Source organism: Streptosporangium sp. NPDC048886, assembly GCF_055586905.1.
In genome coordinates, this window is sequence record NZ_JBVJHH010000005.1 from 35,583 (window position 1) to 57,609 (window position 22,027).

The following is a 22,027-nucleotide window of genomic DNA, read 5'->3' on the forward strand; positions in this document are numbered from 1 at the left end:
AAGGAGCAGACATGACCAAGCACGCAGCCAACGAGACCGTGGTCACCGGCGGTACGGCGGGCACCGGCGGTACGGCGGGCACCGGCCCGGCCGCCACCACGGACGCACCGGTGACGTCCCGCTTGTTCGAGCCCGCCGACCTTGGTGATCTGCGCCTGCCCAACCGGCTGGTGATGGCGCCGATGACCCGCAACCGGGCCGCGGCCGACGGCGTCCCGCAGCCGATCATGGCCACCTACTACGCGCAGCGCGCCTCCGCGGGGCTGATCATCGCCGAGGCCACCACGCCGAACGCCGTGGGGCAGACCTACCCCGACATCCCCGCGATCTACGACCAGGCACACGTGACGGGCTGGCGGCATGTCACCGACGCGGTGCGCGCCGCCGGCGGCCGGATGTTCCTGCAACTGCAGCACGGCGGCCGCGTCGGCCATCCCGACAACAGCGGGCTGACGCCGGTCGCGCCCTCACCGGTCCCGCTCCCGGACACGATCTTCACCTCCGGCGGGCACCAGCCATCCGTGGTGCCACGTGAGATGACCGTCGACGAGATCCGCTCCACCGTGGCCGACTTCGCCGCCGCCGCCCGCAACGCCGTCGAGGCGGGCTTCGCCGGAGTGGAGGTGCATGCCGCCAACGGCTACCTCATCCACCAGTTCCTGGCACGGGGCACCAACCACCGCACCGACGCCTACGGCGGCTCGGTGGCCGGCCGCATCCGCTTCGCGGTCGAAGCCGTCCAGGCCGTCGCCGACGCGATCGGCCCCGAACGGGTGGGCCTGCGCATCGCCCCCGGGCTCACCGTCAACGGCATCGACGAGGGCGATACCGAGCGCATCTACCCGGCACTCATCGGCGCGCTGGCCGGCAAGGGCCTGGCCTACCTGCACGTCGTCTTCGCCGATCCCGACCAGCCGCTCTTCCACGAGATCCGCAAGGACTGGCAGGGGACACTGATCGCCAACCCGATGCTGCCCTGGCCGGGACCGCTCCCCGCCGACGGCGGCAAGCACGCGGGCGAGAGACTGCTGGCCGCGGGCGCCGACCTGATCTCACTCGGCCGCGCGTTCCTGGCAAACCCCGACCTGGTCGAACGACTGCGCATCGACGCCCCGCTCAACCCGGTGCGGGACAGACACCTGATGTACGTCGGCGGAGAGACCGGATACACCGACTACCCCACGCTGGCCGCCGCCCAGCAGGCCGGAACGCCCGAACCAGCCGCAGCCTGACCACCGCGGGCCAGGGCCGCCGACCGGGACGCCGGGATCCGGGCGATGACGGTCACGTCGTTCTCCGGGCGGGGCGCCATGTCACGCGCCCAAGGACGGTCCGGGTTCTCCGGGCGGGGCGGCATGTCACGCGCCCAAGGACGGTCCGGGCCATGCCGTCCGCTCACGCGACGGCGTCCGGCCGTCCGGTCGCCCAGGCGTGAACGGCTCAGGGCTCGGGAGACAGCGCTGCCCGGGCGGCGCGCGCGGCCTCCTCCGGGGACAGGTCCGCGCCCCGCCGGAACGCTTCGGCGAAGGCTGCCCGGCTCAGGGCCGCCGTCGCCGCCGCCGTGATCCGGTCGACGTCACCGCGCTCGGCGAGTGGCAGCGAGGCGCCCACACCCAGGCGCGCCGCGTCCGCCGCACCGAGCAGCAGGGCCGCGCACCCAGCTCGACCCGCATCTCCGGAAAGCGCCGCCGCGCCCGCAAGGCCCTCCAGGGAGAGGGCCATGGCACGTGGCTCGTCAATGGAGCGCGCGATCTCCAGGCCGAGAAGATGACGGGTGGTGGCCTGAGCCTCGTCCCCACGCAGTTCGGCGATGAAACCGAGCTCGGCGAGGAGCAGATGGTCACCCGCCGCCGAGGACACACCGGCGTCGCGGATGCGCAGCAGCCGCGCCTCGGCGCCGTCGAGGTCGCCGGAGCGGCGTGCTCCCAGGGCGAGTCCCATCTCCGAGTGGATCTCACCGTATTTGTAGCCCTGCTCGACGGCCAGCCGTCGAGCCCGCTCATGCAGTTCACCGGCCTTGCCCCACTCCTGGGCGAGCAGCGCCAGCCTGCCGAGCCCGGAGTACCGGGCGGAGATCTCCGTCTCCAGGCCCAGCTCCTGTGCGATGCGCAGCCCCTCGCTCTGGAGGCGCGTGGCCTCCTCGTAGTCGCCCTTGATCTCGGCGAGCGCGGCAAGCGGCGAAACGGTCTGCAACTCGCCCCAGCGGTCCCCCAGCTCACGGAAGAGCCCGGCGCTGCGCAGACCGTCCCGCGCGATGCAGTCGAGGTCGCCCCGGATCAGCGCGTGCATGGCTCGCAGCCCGAGAGCGGCGGCGGTGCCCCACCGGTCGTCAGCGACGGCGAAGAGACCGAGCGCACGGATGTTGATCGCTTCGCTGGCAGCGGGATCACCGGCGTTGAACAGCCCGTACGCGTACAGCCATAGGGCCCGGCCGCGCCGTACAGGATCTCCGATCTCCGATTCCGGGCATGCCTGCGCCTCGGACCGGCCCCCGGTCAGCAGCGTGAACGCGTTGCGCAACACGTGGAGTTCGGCGGCCTCGGGGGCGACGGCGAACACCGCCGACAGGGCGCGGCAGGCCTCGCTCAGACGGCCGCGCAACAGCCACCACCAGGCGAGAGCGGTGGCGAGGCGCACCGCCGCGTGGGCCGGAGGGACGGGCGTCGGCCCGCCGGCCGAGGGGCGGCGCACCTCCTCGGCCGGCGCGGCACGCCGTATCGCCTCGTCGAGCGCCGAGCGTAGGTTGGCGGCCTCGGCGTCGAGACGGCCGAGCCACTCCTGCTGCCGGGCACCACGGAGATGGGCTTCGGCCCGCTCGGCGAGGTCCAGGTAGTGGCGCAGATGCCGATCTCGCGCGCCCCCGAGGTCGTCCGTCTCATGCAGGCGCTCCATCGCGTACGCGCTCACGGATTCGAGCAGCCGGTAGCGGGGACCCGCCGGACCGTCGACCATGACGACCAGGGACCGGTCGACAAGCCGGGACACCAGGTCGAGGACCTCCTCGCGGGGCACCCCGTCACCCCCGCACACCGCTTCGGCGGCGTCCAGGGTGCAACCGTCGCTGTGTACGGCGAGGCGGCGCAGCACGATGCGCTCCGGCGCGCTGAGCAACTCCCAGCTCCAGTCGATCATCGCCCGCAGGGTCTGCTGGCGCGCCGGTGCGCCCCGCTGCCCGGAGGTCAGCACCCGGAACCGGTCGCCGAGACGCACCGCCAGCTCCCGCACGCCAAGGGCACGGACACGGGTCGCCGCCAGTTCGAGGGCGAGCGGGATGCCGTCAAGGCGACGGCAGATCTCCGCTACGGACTCGTGGGTCTCGCGGGTAGCCCCGTCGAGCGAGAAGCCGGGGGCCGCCGCGGCGGCACGCTCGGCGAACAGCCGTACCGCGTCGGCCGCCCTGAGCGGTTCCACCAGGAACACCGCCTCGCCTCCCAGGCCCAGCGGCTCCTGGCTGGTGGCCAGGACACGCAGTCCGGGGGCGGCGCGCAACAGCAGTTCGGCGAGCTCGGCAGCCCGTTCGACGACGTGTTCGCAGTTGTCCAGGACGAGCAGGAGCCGGCGGTCGCGCAGGGCGGCGGTGAGCCGGTCGGCGGGTACCGGGGACGCACCGAGTCCGGGCAGGCCGGAGGGCGTGTCGTCCCGGACACCGAGCACGGCGGCGACCATCTGGACGAGGTCGGCCAGGCCCCCCATCTGACCGGCGAGCTCGACGAGCCACACCCCGTCGGGCACGTCCCCGCCGGCGTCGCGGGCGAACCGGGCAGCCGTCTCCACGGCAAGCCGTGTCTTGCCGACTCCGCCCGTTCCGGTGAGCGTGACAAGGCGTGCGGTACGGAGGATCCGGCCGACCTCGTCCATGGACTGGTCGCGGCCGACCAGCGAGGTGAGCTGGGCGGGGAGATTCGACTGGGCGCGGTCGGCGCCCGGCGCCGCGGCGGCCCGATCCGGACCCGAGTCAGGGCCCGGGCTGATGGCAGGGCCCGCGCCGGTGCCGGGGGCCGGCGTCAGGGCGAGCGATACGTCCTGGCGCAGGATCGCGTGGTGGAGCGCCGCCAGTTCCCGGGTCGGGTCGAGGCCCATCTCGTCGGCGAGGCGGTCGCGCAGCTCCGCGTACGAGGCCAGCGCCTCGTTCTGGCGGCCGGCCAGATACAGGGCGCGCATCTGGACGGCGCGCAGCCGTTCCCGCAGCGGATGGCGTGCCACCAGGTCCGCGAGCTCCCCGACGAGCAGCGTGTGGTCCCCCGACTCCAGACGGGCTTCGGCCTGCTCCTCCAAGACGGCCAGACGCTGTTCCGTCAGGCGCTGCACCGCCGTACGCGCGAACCCCTCGTCCGCGAACTCGGCGAACGCGGGCCCGCGCCACAGCTCGAGCGCCTCGGTGAGTAACGCGGCCCTCGTCCGTGGGTCGCCGACAAGGCGGGCCTTGGTCACCAGGTGTCGGAAAAGGCTCGCGTCCACTCCGTCCCCGGTCTCATCGATGCGCAGCCGGTAGCCGGGCACCTGATACACCACACGGTCACGGCCAAGAGCCCGGCGCAGCTGGGAGACCTTGGCCTGAAGGGCGTTGGCGGGGTTTCCCGGCAGCTCGTCGCCCCACAGGTCGTCGACGAGCCGGTCGGCGGAGACCGGCCGCCCCTCGTGCACCAGCAGATCGGCAAGCAGCGCCCTGACCTTCGCCTCGGGGACCCTGACCACCTCCCCCTCGCTGTCCCACACCATCAGTGGACCAAGCACCCCGAACCGCATGTGAGAACCGTACACACAGGGCGATGGCGGGCCCTCCGCGGACCGTCGGCACCCCGTCAGTCCGATGGCGACACGCAGGGCTTGCAGCAGTTCGTGAACCAGCCGCCGTGGGAACAGTGGCCCTCAGAACCGTCCCGACCGTCGATCCGCGGGTATGGGTGATCGATGACGTGTCCGTGCCGACCTCCTGGCAGCGGTCCGTGCCCATGAATGTCACCTCGGCGACCAACGAGAAGCGCTCCGGAGCGACAGAGCTCCAAGTGCGCGTCGGGGTGCTCGACGGTGCCTGGCGTGTGCCCCCAGCAGTGGACGTTGCCGTCAGCGTTGCCGTCACGGTGCGGTAAGACCTTCATCCGCTCCGGCGTTACCGTAGTGGCGTAGGGCGGAGCCATACACGCCGGCGGATCCGACCGCGTGAAGGCCGGAGCCGTCGGGAGTACAGACGCAGTCGCTGAGCCTGTCATCCACCCGGACGGCGGCGATGGGGGCGAGGGTCCGCACATCCGACAGGCGCAGCACGCCGTCATCGCCGGTGCTCGCCAGCAAGAGACCCGAGGGACACAGGGCGATGCCGGTGGCGCGTTGGGAATGGGATCTGATGTCGCCCACGATCTTGACCTCGCACCGGACCCTGATGGCGTTGACATCGCGGGGCGCACGGACGAGTCCCCAGATCATGCTTTTCACCATGTCCCCGGTGCCGTAGGCCGCGACGATTCTCAGGTCCGGCGAGATGACGACCCCGTGAAGGTGGTTGGAAAGGCTACGCAGAGTCGCCAGGCGCGTCCCGTCCAGGTCCCACAGATGGACGCGCCCGTTCTCGGTCGTCGCCAACCGGTCCGCTCGCGGGGCGATGGAGTGATCCAGACCCTCCAGCGGGTCTGCGGCCGGCTTCAGTCCGTGAAGCCCAAGACTGAGGACTCCGAGCGGACCATCCCGCTCCCGCCGATCTGTCTCGATACCCTCAAGGAACACCGCAAGCGGCAGTCCGCGGAGCGCTCGGACCGTTGGCCGGACTGGAAGGATCACGGGCTCGTCTTCACGTCCCGTCGCGGAACGCCCATGGAGCCGGACAACCTCCGGCGGAGCTGGGAAGAGATCCGCACCGCGGCCGGACTTGGAGCCGTACGGCTTCACGACCTCCGGCACACCTGCGTAAGCCTCCTGCTCGACCTAGAGCCTCCTGCTCGACCTGGGCGTGCCTCCGCACATTGTCCGGGAGATCGTCGGACACTCCGACATCAAGGTCACCATGACCATCTACGCCCACACCTCTCTCGGCGACAAGCGCACGGCCCTCGACAAGCTCGGTGACGCACTCAAGTGAATCCGCCGTCCTCTGAACGCCCCGCTACGAGCATCGGGGCGTTCTTCATTTTTGCCGCGCACCCGGCCCAATGCTGGGAGACTCGCCCCGAATTCCCTCCGCCTACAAGGAGAATGCGATGGGAATTTCCGAGCTGGCTGCCGAGGCGACAACCTTCGATGTGATCCACCGCGACTTGGGCGCCGTGTTCAAGGCGTTCCTTGTCGACCACCCAGATCGCCACCGTCAGAGGAACAGCCGACCTCTCATGGATGAGATCAGGGAAGCGTTCCTTGCCCATCAGGTTTTGATCTTGCCGAAAGAGCTGCCCACCTACGATCAGGATCGTCCTGTGTATCTAGTCGGCGCAAACTCTCCGTTTGGGCCAGGTCGTAACCATGCTGGAGGTTGATCCAAACGCGGCCATGGCTAACGTGTTGGCAAGCCTTCGCTTCGAGGGCCCTCAATAGGGCATCCTGCATCGACGTTGTCGTCAAATACAACCAAGAACGCCCCGGCCGTGATCGGCTCGGGGCGTCTATGCTGCTCAGCTGCTGTGGTCAGGGGCGGGGTCGAACCGCCGACCTTCCGCTTTTCAGGCGGACGCTCGTACCGACTGAGCTACCTGACCTCGGTGGTGGATCGAACACCTACCAGAGCGGTCCTGACGGGACTTGAACCCGCGACCTCCACCTTGACAGGGTGGCGAGCACTCCAAACTGCTCTACAGGACCTTGCTTGGTCGGAAGTTTTCGCTTCCGTCCTTCTTGCCTTGCTTAGCTTACCAGTTCTTCGGAGGTCTTCGACCTGCCGTTTCCCTGGCGAGCGTCTGCTCGGCCGTGCCCCCAACGGGATTCGAACCCGTGTCGCCGCCTTGAAAGGGCGGTGTCCTAGGCCACTAGACGATGGGGGCTCGGAATTCTCATTCCGTTCCGTTGCCGTCTTCCGCTGGAGACCTCTGAAGCATAGGGGAGTTTTGCCCCCGATGCCAAAGCGGCGTTCCGGCTTAAGGCGTCGTGGTGCCGCTGGGCGATCCCGTCGGAGACGGGGCGCCGGTAGGCCCAGGAGAAATTGTACGGCCAGGGTCGGTCTCAACGTGACGCTCGATCTGAACCGACTGCTCGCCGAGTCCCCCCAGAGTGATGTCGTCCCAGGCCCTGAGCCTGTGCGTCTTGCGATCGAAGTAGAGAACCGAGGCCGCGACGGGGGTGGGTTCGTCGTGTTCCAGGGCGCGCAGGCCGGCGCCGCCGGTGGAACCCTGGACGAGGAGACGGGTCCCGGAGGGGAGCAGTTCGGTGGACCGCTCGTGGGAGTGGCCGGCGAGGACCATCGGGGCCGCGCCGGAGAACGCCCTGGCGATCGTGGGGTCGTGCACCGCCACGAGGTCGACCGGTTCGAACGCCTGGCCGAGCCGTGTGGCGTGGGCACGCCCCAGGGCGGTCAGGGACTCGGGGTCGGAGTCGACGACCACGGACTTGTCGGGGGTGAAGCGGGGGTCGCCCAGGCCGTAGATGCGCAGCCCCGCCACGGTCTCGGCGGAGTCGTCGAGGACGACCGCGCCCTTCTGCTTGGCCACGGCCCGCTGGGTCGCCTTGGAGTCGTGGTTGCCCCTGACGAAGACGTACGGCACGCCGAAGCCGCTGACCTCCTTGACGAACTTGTCCTCGGGGCCGGTGCCGTGGTCGGTCAGGTCGCCGGTGTCCACGATCAGGTCGATCTTGAACTGGGCGGTGATCGAGTGGATGAGATTCCACGCGATGAGGTTGAGATGGATGTCGGAGACGTGGAGCACCCGGATCGACTCGGGGTCGGAGTCGTAGACCGGCAGGGTGGAGACCGCGTCGTAGAGCTGGGAGACGTTGTTGACCAGCTTGGCCAGCTGGACCCGGTAGGACTCGAACTTCGTCATGATCGACTCGGCGTCGCCGACCAGGGACGGCGCTCCGGCGAGCAGGCCGGTGTACTTCGGCTCCACCACCGAATCCGGCCGGAACGTCACGGCGACGGCCGCGCCCGTACCGGCGATCATGACAGTGGCGCTCAGCAGGCTCGCCAGGGCCGGCCCTGGACGGCGGAAGACGATCAGCGCGGCGACGAGGGCTCCCGCCAGGCCGCAGAGGGCGGCACGCAGGATCAGCGTCTTGACCCCCTCGCGCAACTCCTTCTCCAGCAGGGCGGGGAACTGCCCGGAGATCCGGGGGTCGTCCAGCAGCGCGCCGGCCCGGGCCGGGTTGATGTTCTCCAGGGTGATGCGCAGGCCGACCGGGGCGTTGTGGGTGTCGAACAGGAGCGTGCCCAGCGGGTGGGCGTCCACGACGGTCTCCCCCGCCCAGGAGGGCTCCGCCGACATCCCGATCTCGACGGGGCCGACGGCGGCGTGCACCGGGCCGCCGAGCGCGATGCCCAGCCACGCGCCGCCCAGGGCGACGAGCACGACCGCGACCGCCCGGGCGATCCGCCCCGCCGCGGCGCGGCGGAGAGCTTGGGTCCAGTCCGTGACGTTCATGCGGCTCCCCTTTACCCGAAAACACGGGGCACAATGGCAGGTGTGATCGAGGTCTCGAGAGAGAAGTTCGAAGAGCTCGTGGCCAACGCACTGGACACGATCCCCCCCGAGCTGACGAAAGTCATGGACAACGTGGTTGTGGTGGTCGTGGACGATCCGCCGGAGCCGGATCTTCTGGGCCTTTACACCGGCATACCACTCACCGAACGCGGTGAATGGTACGCCGGAGTGTTACCCGACCGGATCGAGATCTACCGCAACCCGATCTGCTCGATCTGCGAGACCGAGGACGACGTGGTGCAAGAGGTGCGGATCACCGTGGTCCACGAGATAGCCCACCACTTCGGCATCGACGATGACAGGCTGCACTCCCTCGGCTGGTAGCCAAAGCCGCATTACATACCGACTTCTCGCATGCCCGAGATTTCCCAATTTACGATTACAGCTTGCATGAGGTTGGCCGCTTTCAGTTGCGCGCCGACACTTCAACGGGCACCGTAGGTTACGCACCGAACACCGACAGTCAATGCGCGTAAGCCCAGCGGAGTCCTATGGCGGCCACCAGGCCCGGCCGGCTACCCGGGCGGCACCGCCGCCCGGCCGAACGCCAGGCGACCTACGGCGAGGTCATCGCCGTCAGGGAGTTTCGCGCGCTCTGGCTCGGCCAGGCGCTCTCCCTCCTCGGTGACCAGCTGTCGCGAGTGGCGCTGTCCGTGCTGGTATTCGAGCGGACGCAGTCACCACTGGCCACCGCGTCGGTCTACGCGCTGACCTATCTGCCACCGATCATCGGTGGCCCGCTGCTCGCGGGTCTCGCCGACCGCCACTCCCGGCGGCGCATCATGATCGTCTGCGACCTGCTCCGGGCCGTCCTGGTCGCGTTCATGGCCATCCCCGGGACCCCGTTCCCGGTGCTGTGCGGCCTCGTCTTCTGCGTGGTGCTGCTCAGCGCCCCGTTCTCGGCCGCCAGGGCGGCGCTGCTGCCCGAGCTGCTCACCGGCGACCGCTATGTCGCGGGCTCGGCACTGCAGAACATGACCAACCAGGGTGCGCAGATGCTGGGCTTCGCCCTCGGCGGCGCCCTGGTCATGGGTATGGGACCGTACCGCGCGCTGGCGCTGGACGCGTCCACGTTCCTCGCCTCCGCGCTCATCCTGGTCTCAGGAGTGCGCCGGCGCCCCGCCCCTCTCGACGGCGGCACCGACCGGCCGTCCATGTGGACCATGACCCGCGCCGGGTCCAGGCTCGTCTTCGGCGACCCCCGGCTCCGGACGCTGGTGCTCTTCGCCTGGCTGTGCGGCTTCTACGTGCTCCCCGAGGGGATCGCCACCCCCTACGCCGCCACCCTGACCGACGAACCGCAGCGGATCTCGTTCATCGCCGGCCTGCTGATGGGCGCGATGCCGACGGGGACCGTCGTCGGCGCCTTCCTCTTCAGCCGCTACGTCAGCCCGTCGAAACGGATCCGCGCCATGGGCTGGATGGCGATGCTGACCTGCGCGCCGTTGATCCTGTGCGCGATGGAGCCGCCGCTCGCCGTGGTGCTGGCCCTGTGGTTCGTCTCGGGCATCGGCGGCGCCTACCAGCTCGCGGCCAATGCCGCGTTCGTACAGTGCGTCCCCCCGGAACGGCGGGGCCTGGCCTTCGGACTCGTACAGTCGGGCCTGCTGGCCTCTCAGGGCGTCGGCATCCTCGTCGGCGGCGCCGCCGCCGACGGACTCGGCCCCGCGAACGTGGTGGCACTGACCGGCGCGGCCGGGCTGTCCGTCGCAGCCGCGCTGGCCATGCTCTGGGTCGGGTCCTGCCAGGAGATCATCGAGAAGGTCCGCGCCGAGGCGACCGTCTGACTCACGCCTGGGGCTTGGAGTCGTCGTCGTGCTGGGGCACCGGATTGCGCGGGGCAGCCGGGGCCGGGTCCTGGTGCGTCGGGTAGTGCGGCGCCGGGCCCTGGTACGTCGGATACTGCGGGGCCTGGTCCTGGTGGGTCGCCTTGGCCCACTTCTGCTCGGCCTTGGCCCAGTTCTGCTCGGTCTTGGACTTCACGTCCTGCCAGACCGGGTTGTCCTTGTTCTTGTCGACCAGGTCCTGGATGATCGACCTGTCCTTGCCCTCATCGGGCAGGAGCAGCCAGCCGATCGCGTAGATCCCCACGCCGAGGCCGCCGAAGAAGGTGCCGATGGCGAGGGCCACCCGGATGATGTTGGGGTCGATCCCGATGTACCGACCGAGACCGGAGGCCACCCCCGCGACGATGCGGCCGTCCCTGGCCCTGCGGAGCTGCTTGACGCCCGAGAAGTCGTTTTCGTTCATGTCTTCAGACTGCCCGAGAAGGAGCTCCCATCACATCGGGATTCCCCCTGGCACGACCCTGACATCCCTGCCCGGAGCACCGGCAATACCCTGACAGGGGCCGACGAGAGAGGAACATCCCATGGACGACCTGCTGCGCATCGACGACGGGCTCTCCGAGGAACAGCGGCTCATCCGCGACACCGTGAAGGGGTTCGTGGCCGACAGGGTCCTCCCCCACGTGGGCGACTGGTTCGAGGAGGCCGTCTTCCCCGCCCGCGAGCTCGGCCCGGTGCTCGGCTCGCTCGGCGTGCTCGGCATGCACCTCGACGGGTACGGCTGCGCGGGCCTGGACGCCGTCTCCTACGGCGTCGCCTGCCGGGAGCTGGAGGCCGGCGACTCCGGACTCCGGTCGTTCGTCTCCGTCCAGGGCTCGCTGGCCATGTTCCCGATCTGGAAGTACGGCTCGGCGGAGCAGAAAGAGCAGTGGCTGCCCCGGATGGCCGCGGGCGAGGCGATCGGCTGCTTCGGCCTGACCGAGCCCGACCACGGCTCCGACCCGGCGAACATGCGCACCCACGCCAAGCAGGACGCCTCCGGCGACTGGATCCTCAACGGCGCCAAGATGTGGATCACCAACGGCTCCATCGCCGACGTCGCCGTGGTCTGGGCCCAGACCGAGGACGGCATCCGCGGCTTCGTGGTCCCCACCGACACACCGGGCTTCTCCGCGCCGGAGATCCACAAGAAGATGTCCCTGCGGGCCTCGGTGACCTCCTCTCTCTACTTCGACGACGTCCGCCTCCCGGCCTCAGCCGTACTCCCCGGGGTCCGCGGCCTGAAGGGGCCGCTGTCGTGTCTGTCGGAGGCCCGTTTCGGCATCCTGTGGGGTGTGGTGGGCGCGGCCCGCGCCTGCCTGGAGTCGGCCGTCGACTACTCGAAGACCCGCGTCCAGTTCGGCAGGCCCATCGGCGGCTTCCAGTTGACCCAGGAGAAGCTCGCCTGGATGTACGTGGGCCTGGGCCAGGCCCAGCTCACCGCCCTCCATCTGGGCCGTCTGAAGGACGCCGGAGCCCTGACCCCCCAGCAGGTCAGCTTCGGCAAGCTCGCCAACGTCCGCGCCGCCATCGACATCGCCCGCCGCGCGCGCTCGATCCTCGGCGGCAACGGCATCACGCTGGAGTATCCGGTGATCCGGCACATGACCAACCTGGAGAGCGTCCTGACCTACGAAGGCACCGAGGAGATCCACGTCCTCACCCTGGGCAGGGCGCTCACGGGGCTGGACGCCTTCCACTGAGACCGGGCCGGCCCCCTCCCCGCGGGGCCCCGTCCGGGGCCCCGCTACCGCTGCCGGGCCCGCTTCTGGGGCAGGCCGCTGGGGCGCCACTCCGGACCCTGGGCCGCCCTGTCCAGCTCGCTCTGCCAGGAGAGTCCCCGACGCAGGTAGAAGCGGAGCAGCTCGGCGGTGGCGTGGGCATCGGCCAGCGCGGCGTGGGCGTTGGAGAACGTGATGCCCGCGCGTTCGCAGCAGGCGCCGAGGGTCCACTTCCCCGCCGGGATGAAGTCAGGGGCGAGCCGCTGCGTGCACATGGTCTCGGTCATCCAGTGGCTGCCGGGGAGGACGCTGAGGAACCGCAGGTCGAAGGAGAGGTTGTGAGCCACCAGGACCCGCCCGGCGACCCGCCGCCACACCTCGTCCAGCACCTCCTCGATCACCGGCGCGCCGTCGACCATCGCGTTGGTGATGCCGTGGACGTGCACGGCTCCGGTGCCGCGGCCGGGGTCGATCAGCGAGTGCCACTCGTCGACCGTCGCGCCGTCGGGATCGAGGGAGACGAGCGCGATCTCGCAGATCCGGTCACCCTTGGCGGGAGAGAAACCCGTGGTCTCCACATCGACCACGACGTAGCCTTGCCCTGCCGACAGGCGCGGACCGCGGGCGGGATCAAGCTTCGAGCTCGTCATAGATGCCACTGTATGAGAGCCGACTCCCCGGTTCTGGCTGCTACCGAGTAAACAGTGATCGCCTGCGGGCCTGGCGACGGGCGTTAGTGGACACTATCCTCGGTACGCTGTCTCCAGCGGGGCGTTAGCTCAATGGTTAGAGCTGCGGACTTTTAATCCGTAGGTTCTGGGTTCGAGTCCCAGGCGCCCTACCTCGCTGAACTGGGCAGACTCCTCGATCTCCTTGATCGGGGAGCCTGCCCAGTTGCATTTTCCGTTGCGTTCGTTGCCGTCACGTGGCTGTCAGCCGTCCCACAGCGCCCGCCCCATCCGCGCCGCCGCCTCACTCGCCAGGGTCTCCGTGATGTGGGTATAGCGCTTGGTCGTGGTCAGTTGCGAATGACCGAGCACCGCCTGAATCACTCGGATGTTCACCCCCTGTTCCAGCAGGAGGGTTGCGGCCGTGTGGCGCGCGTCATGAACGCGGGCGTCCTTGTCGATTTCGGCGAGTTCCAGGATCGCTTTCCACTCGTCCCAGTCGTCACCGGCGTCGATTGGGCTTCCGTCCGGCATGCACCGCACAAGGTCCCAGTCCTTCCATCTGTCCCCCGCGGTCTGCCGTTCGGCTTTCTGCGTCTCGTGGTGGAGCGCTGAGGAGCGCGACAAGCGGGGACGGCAGGGCGATGGACCGTTTGCCCTTGCCCTTGGGCTTGGTGAAGGTCCAACCCCCGACACGTTCCGGGCACGCGACCGCATGTTTCGTGCAGTCCGGAGCGCAGAACTTCGGACACGCGCCCCCGTGCTTGGTGCAGTTCTTACGGCACGCGACGAGGCAGATATGCCGCCGGCCAGAGGTGCGTTTGGCCTTGGAACAGTCCTTAAGGCAGGGGTAGCGGTGGTAACGAGCTCCACAGGCATGCGGGTCCTTGCAGCCGTGCCGGTAACGGAACCGCTTGATCTGCCAGAAGACCCGGATCACGCCTTTGTCCAGGTCTACGTACTTCCAGCGCATGCCCAGCGACTCCGATCGCCGAAGTCCCAGCGCCAGCGCCACCGACCAGCGTGTGCCGTTGCGACGCTCCTTGACCACGCCGAGAATGTCTTGCGCCTCCTCCCTGAGCAGCGGCTCAATCTCGGTGTCCTCGCCAGGCGGCGCGTCGATCATCTGACAGACGTTGCGCACGACCAGCTCACGCCGGACAGCGAGCTTGAGAGCCCGCGACAGAATCCGGTGAACCTGCAAGATCGTGTTCGGGGCCAAGCCCTCCTTGACCAGCCCGGCGTAGAAAGCGTCCAGGTGCTCAGGGCGAAGGCGGTCCAGCCGATGCGCGCCGAGCCGGGGAATGATCCACCACTCCGCCTTAGGCCGGTACGTGCTGTCAAGCGGCGGCGCGGCGCACCGCCGTACCACCGGCCCTCCGCCCGCCCGCCGTCCGGGCGTGCGGCCTGGGGGCCGGTCCCGGCACGCGCGCAGGACTCCGGGCCGTCGCCGTATGCGCGCCGCGCCGCACCCACGCCATCCGCCGGCCTTTGGCCGCGCCGCCGCCCCAATGCAGCCCTACGACCGCCACGGGGTGGCCGAGGTCTGTCGTGGTCGGGGGCGATCGAAGATCCGGGGTTCGTTCCTCACCCCGCCTCACCGAGAAACGTGGCTGGCCTATTCACTCGGGTCGCTTTCCAGGCTGAGCACTCCTGGATCGGTCAGTGGCCGCAGTGGCTCGCGAACCCCGGCTGTCTCATCACCCGGCAGCTTCTCAAAGTCGATCACCACGCTGTCCCAGCGAGGCAGACGCGTTCCAGGACGCGGATGCTGGGCCGTGACGATCCAGGTTCCAGGCCAGGTCAGAGTGCCCAAGGGTGGCCCATTCGCATCGACGGCAGTGACTACGAAGCCCGCGTCGTGCCCGACGTTTCGAGCCACAGGGACAGTCAGCCCAACGAGGTCAGGTACCTCACACTCACCGCGCCACTTCGCGCCAGGCTGCGTCATGTCGTCCTCCCACGGTCAGGATCTCGCGGAACGCAGGCAGCCGGAAGGCGCAGAACCTTGCTCAATCAGAGAATGGCAGGCCACGGCAAGGCTGCTGCTCCTGATCGAGCTGATCAGGAAGAGGTCTGTCCCCTGGTTGCCGTGCCCGTTGCGTGCCCGTCAGGAGGGTCACCAAGGGGGAATCACGGGGACTCACGGGGACTCACTGGCAAGGCGAGACCGTCCCTGACCTGGAGCGCAGCAGGTTAGAGGCTCGTGTACCGAGATCTTCCAAACTGGTTACGACGATGGCGGTCGGCTAGTACTCCAGCCGCACTTAGCGATCTTCAACTCGGCGGAATGGGGCTCTGCGGCGCCCGGTGGAACTCGATGCTCACAAAGTGACCGTCGGCGAAGCCGAGGCGCGCACCATCGCAGTGCGCGAACGGCGTCCCCCAGGAGTCGTGTGAAGCATCCGGAAAGCACGCCACCAACGCCAGTTCGATCGCCCCTCCATGCCCGACCAGGAGCGCCGAGCAGTCCTCCGCAACGTCACCGATCGTATCCACCCAGATCGCTCGGTGGGTCTCGGCCACGGTCGCTGCGGCCCGGCCCTCCCGGATAATCTCCGCGAGCCGCCGGTAGGGCTCGGTCCAGCCCCATTGTGCGTGCCGAGGGATTTCTCCAGACACATAACCTGACGGCATCTCCATGGTGTCGTCAACGGCGAAACCCATCGCGACAGCGGTCTCGACGGCCCGAGGAGACGAACTGGTGACGATGCGCTCGTAGGGGCCGACTCCAGAGCCGATGAAGCGGGCCAGGGCGATGCCATCAGCCGATAGATGTGACCCGCGGCCACGTGTCGCGCCTTTCTTGGTCAGGCTGTGTCGGCGCACGTCCAGCCAACGCACGTGGCGTCCTCCTTCAAAGGCATTCCGGTAGGCGAGTGTAGAAACGCGTGCGGCCACCGGGATCATCGAGTGTTGTGCTGACAATCAAAGATCATGCGGTGGCCGCAGGCCATAGCGTAGCCGTGTCCCGCTGGCTGTCGATGTTCGATGAGCTCACGGGCCGGATCGCCGGAAGGTTCTCTCGAGCGGAGCCGCGGCGACGGGCCAAAGCCATGCTTGCCGGGCTGCTGGCGGAGCTGCCGCGCAAGAACTGCTGGACGCTGGCCGAACACGCCGGGGACACCACACCGGACGGTATGCAGCATCTGCTGTCCCGGGCGGTCTGGGACGCCGACGCCGTCCGCGATGACCTGCGCGACTATGTCGTGGAGCACCTGGGACACACCGGGGCGGTGCTGATGGTGGATGAGACCGGCGACCTGAAGAAGGGCAGTGGCACGGTCGGGGTGCAGCGCCAGTACACCGGCACGGCGGGGCGGATAGAAAACAGCCAGGTCGCGGTCTTCCTCGCCTACGCCACCGACTCCGGGCACGCCTTCATCGATCGCGAGTTGTACCTGCCGCAGGTGTGGACGGCCGACGCTGATCGCTGCCGGGCCGCGGGAGTACCCGAAGACCGCACGTTCGCCACCAAGGGTGAGCTGGCGACGCGGATGGTGGCGCGGGCGTTGGACGCCGGGGTCGGTGCGTGCTGGGTGGCTGGGGATGAGGTGTACGGGCAGAGCCCGCACCTGCGTGCTGAACTGCAGGAGCGCCAGGTCGGCTACGTGCTCGCCGTCGCCTCCAGCCATCGCGTAACCACCGGCGCCGGCGCCGACCGCGCCGATCAGGTGATCTTCGATCTGCCGGAACGGGCCTGGCAGCGGTTATCGGCCGGTCCGGGCGCCAAGGGCCACCGCTACTACGACTGGGCGTTGGTGAAGGTCGACCCGAAACAGCCCGGCTGCCACTGGTTGCTGATCCGCCGCAACCGGCGCACCGGCGAGCTGGCCTTCTACCGCTGCTACGCCCCCGGCCCGGTCCCACTGCCCGTTCTTGTCCAGGTGACGGGCCGCAGGTGGACGATCGAGGAGTGCTTCCAGACCGGTAAGGGGCTGACCGGCTTGGATGAGCATCAGGTTCGCCGCTGGAGATCCTGGTACCGGTGGACCACCCTGGCCATGCTGGCCCACGCCTTCCTCGCCGCGGTGGCCGTCTCCGAACGCGCGGCACAGCCGGCCGGCCCCGGACTGACATCGTTGACTCTCGGCGAGATCAGGCACATGCTCGTCCGCCTGGTCAACCGCACTGCCCGCGACGTGGCGGATGTCCTGTGCTGGTCCCTGTGGCGACGCCGGCATCAAGCGCGCGCCCAGACCAGCCACTACCGGCGGCAAGCCGCTTACGAGACATGATCAGGATCTACGGCTGGAGTACTAGAGGCCCCTAACGGGAGTAGGATCCGTTATTGCGAGGAAGTCGCAATAACGTGTCCGGTAGATCTGTGATGTCCACGAAGGGACTGACGGTGCTTGGTACCCCGGCCAACGCCTCTGAAGACGTCGGAGCCCTCCCGGAAGTGGCCGCGGCCTGGGTACAGGGATGGACGCTCTCCCGCGCGACCGAATCACCAGTGGCGGTGCCGGGCGGCTACAGAATCGATGTGGGACTGTCAGGCCACCTCATCCGCTACGTGCTACCCCGATTTGATCCGGCAGCCCTCCGCCGTCTGACACGGGAACCGCTCGCGCCGGGAACCTGGCTCAAGGTTTGCGCGAAAGTGGAGACCGTCGCCGCCGTACTGCCGACCGGCTGGCTCGTAAAGGACCCCGAGTACATGATGACGGTTTCCCTGCGCTCCGCCGAGTTCTCCATGCCGACCGGTTACGCACTGCGGGTTACGACACAGGGTGCCGTCACCGACGCAGAAGTCCTTGGCGCCGATGAGCAGATAGCCGCCAGGGGGCGGATCGCACGGACCGGGGCGTTCGCGATCGTCGACCAGGTGGAGACTCACCCATCGCATCGCCGTCGAGGGTTGGGCAGCCGCGTCATGAGTGCCCTTGGCCACTACGCCGCGATCCAAGGAGCCCGAACCGGCGTCCTCGTCGCGACCCGGGACGGACTCGGGCTCTACCACTCCCTGGGCTGGACGCTGCATGCGCCCGTCACAGCAGCCGTCTTCCGCCCCGAAGAGGCCGCCTGCTCAGCGGGCTGTTCCGGTCCGGTCTAGGCAAGTGATCGCAGGCGGGGCGGAAAGAGGCCCCCGCTGGTCGCACATCCCCTTTTGGTGTTGACGACCTCGTCGATGACCGGACCGTTCACCGCCATCCTCGCCGGCCGTTCGGCCGGCTGGTCGGCGATGCCGAGCCGGCAGGTCAACCAGGCGCCGGCTCCGGGATTTTCTTTTTTGATCTGCCGACGTCTGTCTCTGACCTCCTTGTCGACTATCGCGTAACTAGTCATCTGCAGCATTCCCTCTTCGAGCCTTTTGAAATGATCTGTGAATAACAAGGGGTCGTTGTCGCCGGTCCCGAGGTCGCGCAGATATCCGGAGATCTCCAGCATCATTCGGAGGACGGCGGGCGGCGGGGCGGCGATGATGCTCCCGAACCGTGATGTGGACCGCGCTGTGTCCGCCGGCCCCCCAACCACAGCCGACGTGGGCCCGGCAGCATGTCGCCGGGCCCGGTGCCGGGGGCGGTTGTCAACGACCGACCAGGACGGAGACCTCCGGGTTGTCAGCGGCCGATCAGGGCGAAGACCCCCCAGCCCACGTATTCGCGTTCGTAACGCGCGTAGTGGGCGGGGGCTTCTGAGAGTTCGGCCCGCAGGTCGGCGGCCAGTCCGTCGTCGGGGTTGCGGTCGAGCCAGCGGCGGATGTTGAGCCACTGTGCCGCCCTGTACCGGTCCCAGCTGTCCTGGTCGGCGAGCACCATTTCGACGACGTCGTAACCCAGTTCTCCGAACTGCTCGATGAGCTCCGGGAGCAGCCGGAGGTCGTCTCTGTCGCGGACGCGGCAAGCCTCGACGGCGTGCTGGTCGGGAGGGTCCTGACGCCAGTACGGCTCACCGACCAACATCGTGCCGCCCGGCCGGAGGCTGCGCTTCAGCAGCTCGACCGTGCCGGCCAGGCCTCCGCCGATCCAGGTCGCGCCGATGCACGCCACGAGCTCGACAGGTTCTTGCGCGACGTGGCCTGAGGCGTCGCCGTGGATGAAGTTCACCCGGCCGGCGACGCCCAGCTCGACCGCGCGGGCACGCGCGTTCTCGGTGAACACCGTGCTGATGTCCACCCCGGTCCCGGTGATCTGATGGGCCTGAGCCCAGGTGCACAGCATCTCGCCCGACCCGCTCGCGAGATCGAGCACGCGCGTTCCGGGTTCCAGGCGCAGCGCCCGCCCCAGAGTGGCCAGCTTCTCGCTGGTGAACGGGTTATGGATGCGGTGGCTGCTCTCGCGGATGGTGAAGCTACGAGATAAATCCACTGATGAGATCCCTTACGTCCGATGAGGTGACGGCGTCCGCGGACGGCGGCCGGTCGCAGCAGGCCGCCGGTGTCTGGAACCCCATGAGATGCACCCCGATCAGGACGTGTGAATCTTGAGCCCTGTGAAGATAGGACACCGCAGGTCGTCACGTCCATCGGTTATGCGCGCGTGCTGTGCGCGATGGTCACCGCCTTGCCTGACGGTCGTCCTCCTGTGGCCGGCCCCCGTACGTGGCCGGGGGCGGTCGACGGCCACTCCGGACCGGACGGCCGCGCCACACCCCTTCTACAAGCCGCACCCCTTCTACAAGGGGTCCGGGAGGTGTCGAGAGGGTTGTCGCTGGTGAGAGAGTTATTTGTTAAGAAACTTGACAGTGATGCCGTTGGTCCCGACCATGTAACCACGCGGATCCGTGCACTCATCCAGTAGCTCGCTGGCGAGCGAATCCACCGGCCTCGCCAGTGCGCCATCACCCGTACCCTCACCCCCTCGATCGGCGCAGAGGCTCCGATCGCTCCTGGTCCGGGAGACCCGCATGCGAAACCGAACATCGCGTCTGCTGACGCTGGCAGTGTCGCTACTGCTGGCGGCCGTGGGCGCCCTCATCGCCCAGACGCCGGCCAACGCGGCCAACCTGCTTGTGAATCCGGACTTCGAGACCGGAGCCCTCTCGCCCTGGACCTGCGCCGGCGGACTGGGATCAGTGGTCGGCTCCCCTGCCCGCTCCGGCACGAAGGCGCTCGCCGGCGCGGCGAGCGCCTCCGACACCGCCCAGTGCAGCCAGTCCGTGACCGTCCGGCCGAGCACCGCCTACACCCTGACCGCCTGGGTCCGCGGCAGCTACGTATACCTGGGCGTGAACGGCGGCGGATCCACCTGGACCTCATCGGCGACGGCGTACACGCAGCTCACCGTCCCCTTCACCACCGCGGCCAACCAGACCACCGCCGTGATCTACCTGCACGGCTGGTACGGCCAGGGCACCTACTACGCCGATGACGTGAGCTTCGACGGTCCCGGATCCCCGCCGTCCCCCACGCCCACACCGACGCCGACGCCGACCCCGACCCCGACCCTGACACCGACACCGACACCGACCCCCACGCCCACGCCCACGCCCACGCCCACGCCAGGGACGACGTGCCCGGTGAAGTCGAGGCCGGCGGGCAAGGTCCTCCATGGGTACTGGGAGAACTGGGACGGCGCGTCGAACGGTGTGCACCCGCCGCTCGGCTGGATCCCGATCACCGACTCCCGCATCCAGGCCCATGGCTACAACGTGATCAACGCGGCGTTCCCGGTGATCCGCTCCGACGGCACCGCCCTGTGGGAAGACGGCATGGACTCCACCGTCAAGGTCGCCACCCCGGCCGAGATGTGCCAGGCCAAGGCCGCCGGTCTGACGATCCTGATGTCCATCGGCGGAGCGACCGCCGGCATCGATCTCAGCTCCAGCACCGTCGCCGACCGTTTCGTCGCGACCATCGTGCCGATCCTCAAGAAGTACAACTTCGACGGCATCGACATCGACATCGAGACCGGCCTCAGCGGCAGCGGCAACATCAACCAGCTGTCCCCGTCCCAGGCCAACCTCATCCGCATCATCGACGGCGTGCTCGCTCAGATGCCCGCCAACTTCGGCCTGACCATGGCCCCCGAGACGGCGTACGTCACGGGAGGCAGCGTCACCTACGGCTCGATCTGGGGCGCGTATCTGCCGATCATCAAGAAGTACGCCGACAACGGCCGCCTCTGGTGGCTGAACATGCAGTACTACAACGGGAGCATGTACGGCTGCTCCGGCGACTCCTACTCCGCGGGAACGGTTCAGGGATTCACCGCCCAGACCACCTGTCTGGACAAGGGGCTGGTCATCCAGGGCACCACGATCAGGGTCCCCTATGACAAGCAGGTCCCCGGCCTGCCCGCCCAGCCCGGAGCGGGAGGCGGCTACATGGCGCCCTCCCTGGTGAGCCAGAGCTGGAACGGCTTCGGCGGCAACCTCAAGGGCCTGATGACCTGGTCCATCAACTGGGACGGGTCGAAGGGCTGGACCTTCGGCGACAACGTCAGGAGCCTGCAAGGCCGCTGACCGGTGCGCCCATCCGGGCCTGCCGGCATGGGTCCTGGCGGCACGCCGCCCCGGCCGCGCACCGGCCGGGGCGGCGTACGCGGCCCCACCGCGGACGGGGTCTCCTGCCCGCGAGTCCGCCTGCCGGTTACGCCGGTCCGGGCTTGCGGGCCAGGAGGCAGGCATGCGGCCTCTTCCGCCCCTCACCGGGCTCCTCCAGCAGCCGCGCGGTGACGACGAGCCCGGCCTCGGCGAGCAGCTCGGTGAGGCGGTCGGGCGGCAGCAGGTAGGAGCCGAAGGAGACTGGGTGGCCGTACGCCTGCTGGAGATGCAGACGCTCGTCGCCGACATGGGTCCCCAGCAAAAGGTGGCCGCCCGGTGCCAGCGTCCGCCGGAACTCGGCGAACACCACCGGCAGCTGCTCCGTCGGGACGTGATGGGTGGAATACCAGGCGACGATGCCGCCCAGTCCGCCGTCCCTGAGATCCAGCGCGGTCATCGAGCCCTCGTGGAAGCGCAGGCCGGGATGCTTCCGCCGGGCCACCTCGACCATCCTGGGCGACAGGTCGACGCCGAACACCGGCACTCCCAGCGTGTTCAGGTGCGCCGCCACGTGTCCGGGCCCGCACCCGACATCGGCGACCGGCCCGTCTCCGGCGGCTCGCACGAGTTCGGCGAACGCGGCCAGCATCGCGCGGGTCAACGGCATCGACGCGAGCGCGTCTCCGTAGCGTTCCGCGTAGTCGACGGCGACGGTGTCGTAGGACGCCCGAGTGGCGGTCAGGTAGGAGGGTTCGGTCACGCGGATC

Annotated in this window: 21 protein-coding genes, 4 tRNA genes and 1 pseudogene; 11 read left to right on the plus strand and 15 right to left on the minus strand. The window is 68.9% G+C overall.

Annotated elements, in window-relative coordinates; all coding sequences use genetic code 11:
• Positions 1-11: 11 nt before the first annotated feature.
• On the plus strand, positions 12-1,232 hold the full coding sequence (locus ACZ6R6_RS07300) for an alkene reductase (protein WP_470090958.1): 1,221 nt from the start codon (positions 12-14) through the stop codon (positions 1,230-1,232).
• A 208-nt stretch (positions 1,233-1,440) separates the two neighbouring features.
• Here ACZ6R6_RS07300 and ACZ6R6_RS07305 read toward each other — a convergent pair whose 3' ends face one another.
• On the minus strand, positions 1,441-4,746 hold the full coding sequence (locus ACZ6R6_RS07305; protein ID WP_470090959.1) for an AfsR/SARP family transcriptional regulator: 3,306 nt from the start codon (positions 4,744-4,746) through the stop codon (positions 1,441-1,443).
• A gap of 330 nt (positions 4,747-5,076) precedes the next feature.
• A complete protein-coding gene (locus tag ACZ6R6_RS07310; RefSeq protein ID WP_470090961.1) occupies positions 5,077-5,580 on the minus strand; it encodes a WD40 repeat domain-containing protein in 504 nt (167 codons plus the stop codon).
• On the opposite strand from ACZ6R6_RS07310, the pseudogene ACZ6R6_RS07315 reads away from it, so the two are divergent.
• The 3 genes and pseudogenes from ACZ6R6_RS07315 to ACZ6R6_RS07325 form a co-directional block, all read left to right on the plus strand.
• Positions 5,551-5,856: pseudogene (locus tag ACZ6R6_RS07315) on the plus strand (hypothetical protein); the annotation flags it as partial. The gene ACZ6R6_RS07310 and the pseudogene ACZ6R6_RS07315 overlap by 30 nt on opposite strands.
• Positions 5,857-5,944: 88 nt before the next feature.
• Positions 5,945-6,073, plus strand: coding sequence for a hypothetical protein (locus ACZ6R6_RS07320; protein ID WP_470091357.1), 129 nt, complete (start codon positions 5,945-5,947; stop codon positions 6,071-6,073).
• Positions 6,074-6,191: 118 nt separating this feature from the next.
• Positions 6,192-6,464 carry a hypothetical protein gene (locus tag ACZ6R6_RS07325; RefSeq protein ID WP_470090963.1) on the plus strand — a complete coding sequence of 91 codons (273 nt, stop codon included), beginning with the start codon at positions 6,192-6,194 and terminating at the stop codon, positions 6,462-6,464.
• A 145-nt stretch (positions 6,465-6,609) separates the two neighbouring features.
• Here the strand turns inward: ACZ6R6_RS07325 and ACZ6R6_RS07330 are convergent.
• The 4 genes from ACZ6R6_RS07330 to ACZ6R6_RS07345 all read right to left on the minus strand — a co-directional run bounded on the left by ACZ6R6_RS07330 (position 6,610) and on the right by ACZ6R6_RS07345 (position 8,558).
• A tRNA-Phe gene (locus ACZ6R6_RS07330) sits at positions 6,610-6,683 on the minus strand.
• 28 nt (positions 6,684-6,711) lie between these two features.
• Positions 6,712-6,786 (minus strand) — tRNA-Asp (locus tag ACZ6R6_RS07335).
• Between the two features lie 106 nt (positions 6,787-6,892).
• Positions 6,893-6,965: transfer RNA gene (locus ACZ6R6_RS07340), tRNA-Glu, on the minus strand.
• Between the two features lie 93 nt (positions 6,966-7,058).
• On the minus strand, positions 7,059-8,558 hold the full coding sequence (locus tag ACZ6R6_RS07345) for a metallophosphoesterase family protein (RefSeq protein ID WP_470090965.1): 1,500 nt from the start codon (positions 8,556-8,558) through the stop codon (positions 7,059-7,061).
• A 33-nt stretch (positions 8,559-8,591) separates the two neighbouring features.
• Here ACZ6R6_RS07345 and ACZ6R6_RS07350 point away from each other — a divergent pair, with 33 nt between their 5' ends.
• Both ACZ6R6_RS07350 and ACZ6R6_RS07355 read left to right on the plus strand, forming a co-directional pair.
• Positions 8,592-8,942: a metallopeptidase family protein gene (locus tag ACZ6R6_RS07350; RefSeq protein ID WP_306862480.1), complete on the plus strand. Its 351-nt coding sequence runs from the start codon at positions 8,592-8,594 to the stop codon at positions 8,940-8,942.
• 167 nt (positions 8,943-9,109) lie between these two features.
• Positions 9,110-10,405 (plus strand): MFS transporter, encoded by a 1,296-nt coding sequence (locus ACZ6R6_RS07355; protein ID WP_470090967.1) that lies wholly within the window; start codon positions 9,110-9,112, stop codon positions 10,403-10,405.
• Between the two features lies 1 nt (position 10,406).
• Here the strand turns inward: ACZ6R6_RS07355 and ACZ6R6_RS07360 are convergent, their stop codons facing one another.
• A complete protein-coding gene (locus ACZ6R6_RS07360; RefSeq protein WP_470090968.1) occupies positions 10,407-10,868 on the minus strand; it encodes a PspC domain-containing protein in 462 nt (153 codons plus the stop codon).
• Between the two features lie 121 nt (positions 10,869-10,989).
• Here ACZ6R6_RS07360 and ACZ6R6_RS07365 point away from each other — a divergent pair, with 121 nt between their 5' ends.
• Complete coding sequence (locus ACZ6R6_RS07365) at positions 10,990-12,147, plus strand: acyl-CoA dehydrogenase family protein (RefSeq protein ID WP_470090970.1); 1,158 nt, start codon at positions 10,990-10,992, stop codon at positions 12,145-12,147.
• A gap of 44 nt (positions 12,148-12,191) precedes the next feature.
• Here ACZ6R6_RS07365 and ACZ6R6_RS07370 read toward each other — a convergent pair whose 3' ends face one another.
• Positions 12,192-12,815: a 3'-5' exonuclease gene (locus ACZ6R6_RS07370; protein WP_470090972.1), complete on the minus strand. Its 624-nt coding sequence runs from the start codon at positions 12,813-12,815 to the stop codon at positions 12,192-12,194.
• 118 nt (positions 12,816-12,933) lie between these two features.
• Here ACZ6R6_RS07370 and ACZ6R6_RS07375 point away from each other — a divergent pair.
• A tRNA-Lys gene (locus ACZ6R6_RS07375) sits at positions 12,934-13,006 on the plus strand.
• 91 nt (positions 13,007-13,097) lie between these two features.
• On the opposite strand, the gene ACZ6R6_RS07380 is transcribed toward ACZ6R6_RS07375, so the two are convergent.
• The 4 genes from ACZ6R6_RS07380 to ACZ6R6_RS07395 form a co-directional block, all read right to left on the minus strand.
• Complete coding sequence (locus tag ACZ6R6_RS07380) at positions 13,098-13,367, minus strand: tyrosine-type recombinase/integrase (RefSeq protein WP_470090974.1); 270 nt, start codon at positions 13,365-13,367, stop codon at positions 13,098-13,100.
• Positions 13,336-14,205: a site-specific integrase gene (locus ACZ6R6_RS07385; protein WP_470090976.1), complete on the minus strand. Its 870-nt coding sequence runs from the start codon at positions 14,203-14,205 to the stop codon at positions 13,336-13,338. The genes ACZ6R6_RS07380 and ACZ6R6_RS07385 overlap by 32 nt, the downstream gene beginning before the upstream one ends.
• A gap of 246 nt (positions 14,206-14,451) precedes the next feature.
• Positions 14,452-14,784 (minus strand): PASTA domain-containing protein, encoded by a 333-nt coding sequence (locus tag ACZ6R6_RS07390; RefSeq protein WP_470090977.1) that lies wholly within the window; start codon positions 14,782-14,784, stop codon positions 14,452-14,454.
• A 326-nt stretch (positions 14,785-15,110) separates the two neighbouring features.
• Positions 15,111-15,677, minus strand: coding sequence for a histidine phosphatase family protein (locus ACZ6R6_RS07395; protein ID WP_470090979.1), 567 nt, complete (start codon positions 15,675-15,677; stop codon positions 15,111-15,113).
• Positions 15,678-15,817: 140 nt separating this feature from the next.
• Between ACZ6R6_RS07395 and ACZ6R6_RS07400 the strand changes: the two genes are divergently transcribed.
• Together ACZ6R6_RS07400 and ACZ6R6_RS07405 are read left to right on the plus strand one after the other, a co-directional pair.
• The gene (locus ACZ6R6_RS07400; RefSeq protein WP_470091348.1) at positions 15,818-17,071 is read left to right on the plus strand and encodes an IS701 family transposase; all 1,254 of its coding nucleotides are present in this window, start codon (positions 15,818-15,820) and stop codon (positions 17,069-17,071) included.
• 92 nt (positions 17,072-17,163) lie between these two features.
• Entirely contained in the window at positions 17,164-17,889 is a 726-nt protein-coding gene (locus ACZ6R6_RS07405; protein WP_470091350.1) for a GNAT family N-acetyltransferase, read from the plus strand.
• On the opposite strand, the gene ACZ6R6_RS07410 is transcribed toward ACZ6R6_RS07405, so the two are convergent.
• The gene (locus ACZ6R6_RS07410; RefSeq protein WP_470090981.1) at positions 17,886-18,227 is read right to left on the minus strand and encodes a hypothetical protein; all 342 of its coding nucleotides are present in this window, start codon (positions 18,225-18,227) and stop codon (positions 17,886-17,888) included. The two genes, ACZ6R6_RS07405 and ACZ6R6_RS07410, sit on opposite strands and share 4 nt — an antisense overlap.
• 170 nt (positions 18,228-18,397) lie before the next feature.
• Positions 18,398-19,144: an SAM-dependent methyltransferase gene (locus ACZ6R6_RS07415; RefSeq protein WP_470090983.1), complete on the minus strand. Its 747-nt coding sequence runs from the start codon at positions 19,142-19,144 to the stop codon at positions 18,398-18,400.
• Positions 19,145-19,682: 538 nt separating this feature from the next.
• On the opposite strand from ACZ6R6_RS07415, the gene ACZ6R6_RS07420 reads away from it, so the two are divergent.
• On the plus strand, positions 19,683-21,239 hold the full coding sequence (locus tag ACZ6R6_RS07420; protein ID WP_470090985.1) for a glycosyl hydrolase family 18 protein: 1,557 nt from the start codon (positions 19,683-19,685) through the stop codon (positions 21,237-21,239).
• 127 nt (positions 21,240-21,366) lie between these two features.
• On the opposite strand, the gene ACZ6R6_RS07425 is transcribed toward ACZ6R6_RS07420, so the two are convergent.
• On the minus strand, positions 21,367-22,020 hold the full coding sequence (locus ACZ6R6_RS07425; RefSeq protein ID WP_470090986.1) for a class I SAM-dependent DNA methyltransferase: 654 nt from the start codon (positions 22,018-22,020) through the stop codon (positions 21,367-21,369).
• Positions 22,021-22,027: the final 7 nt, after the last annotated feature.

Coding starts and splice junctions, on each gene's coding strand:
- ACZ6R6_RS07390 (WP_470090977.1), bottom strand. CDS start 14,784: ATGACGCAGCCTGGCGCGAAGTGGCGCGGTGAGTGTGAGGTACCTGAC.
- ACZ6R6_RS07360 (WP_470090968.1), bottom strand. CDS start 10,868: ATGAACGAAAACGACTTCTCGGGCGTCAAGCAGCTCCGCAGGGCCAGG.
- ACZ6R6_RS07410 (WP_470090981.1), bottom strand. CDS start 18,227: ATGATGCTGGAGATCTCCGGATATCTGCGCGACCTCGGGACCGGCGAC.
- ACZ6R6_RS07305 (WP_470090959.1), bottom strand. CDS start 4,746: ATGCGGTTCGGGGTGCTTGGTCCACTGATGGTGTGGGACAGCGAGGGG.
- ACZ6R6_RS07355 (WP_470090967.1), top strand. CDS start 9,110: ATGGCGGCCACCAGGCCCGGCCGGCTACCCGGGCGGCACCGCCGCCCG.
- ACZ6R6_RS07300 (WP_470090958.1), top strand. CDS start 12: ATGACCAAGCACGCAGCCAACGAGACCGTGGTCACCGGCGGTACGGCG.
- ACZ6R6_RS07350 (WP_306862480.1), top strand. CDS start 8,592: ATGGCAGGTGTGATCGAGGTCTCGAGAGAGAAGTTCGAAGAGCTCGTG.
- ACZ6R6_RS07370 (WP_470090972.1), bottom strand. CDS start 12,815: ATGACGAGCTCGAAGCTTGATCCCGCCCGCGGTCCGCGCCTGTCGGCA.
- ACZ6R6_RS07400 (WP_470091348.1), top strand. CDS start 15,818: ATGTTCGATGAGCTCACGGGCCGGATCGCCGGAAGGTTCTCTCGAGCG.
- ACZ6R6_RS07420 (WP_470090985.1), top strand. CDS start 19,683: ATGCGAAACCGAACATCGCGTCTGCTGACGCTGGCAGTGTCGCTACTG.
- ACZ6R6_RS07380 (WP_470090974.1), bottom strand. CDS start 13,367: ATGCCGGACGGAAGCCCAATCGACGCCGGTGACGACTGGGACGAGTGG.
- ACZ6R6_RS07345 (WP_470090965.1), bottom strand. CDS start 8,558: ATGAACGTCACGGACTGGACCCAAGCTCTCCGCCGCGCCGCGGCGGGG.
- ACZ6R6_RS07365 (WP_470090970.1), top strand. CDS start 10,990: ATGGACGACCTGCTGCGCATCGACGACGGGCTCTCCGAGGAACAGCGG.
- ACZ6R6_RS07325 (WP_470090963.1), top strand. CDS start 6,192: ATGGGAATTTCCGAGCTGGCTGCCGAGGCGACAACCTTCGATGTGATC.
- ACZ6R6_RS07405 (WP_470091350.1), top strand. CDS start 17,164: ATGTCCACGAAGGGACTGACGGTGCTTGGTACCCCGGCCAACGCCTCT.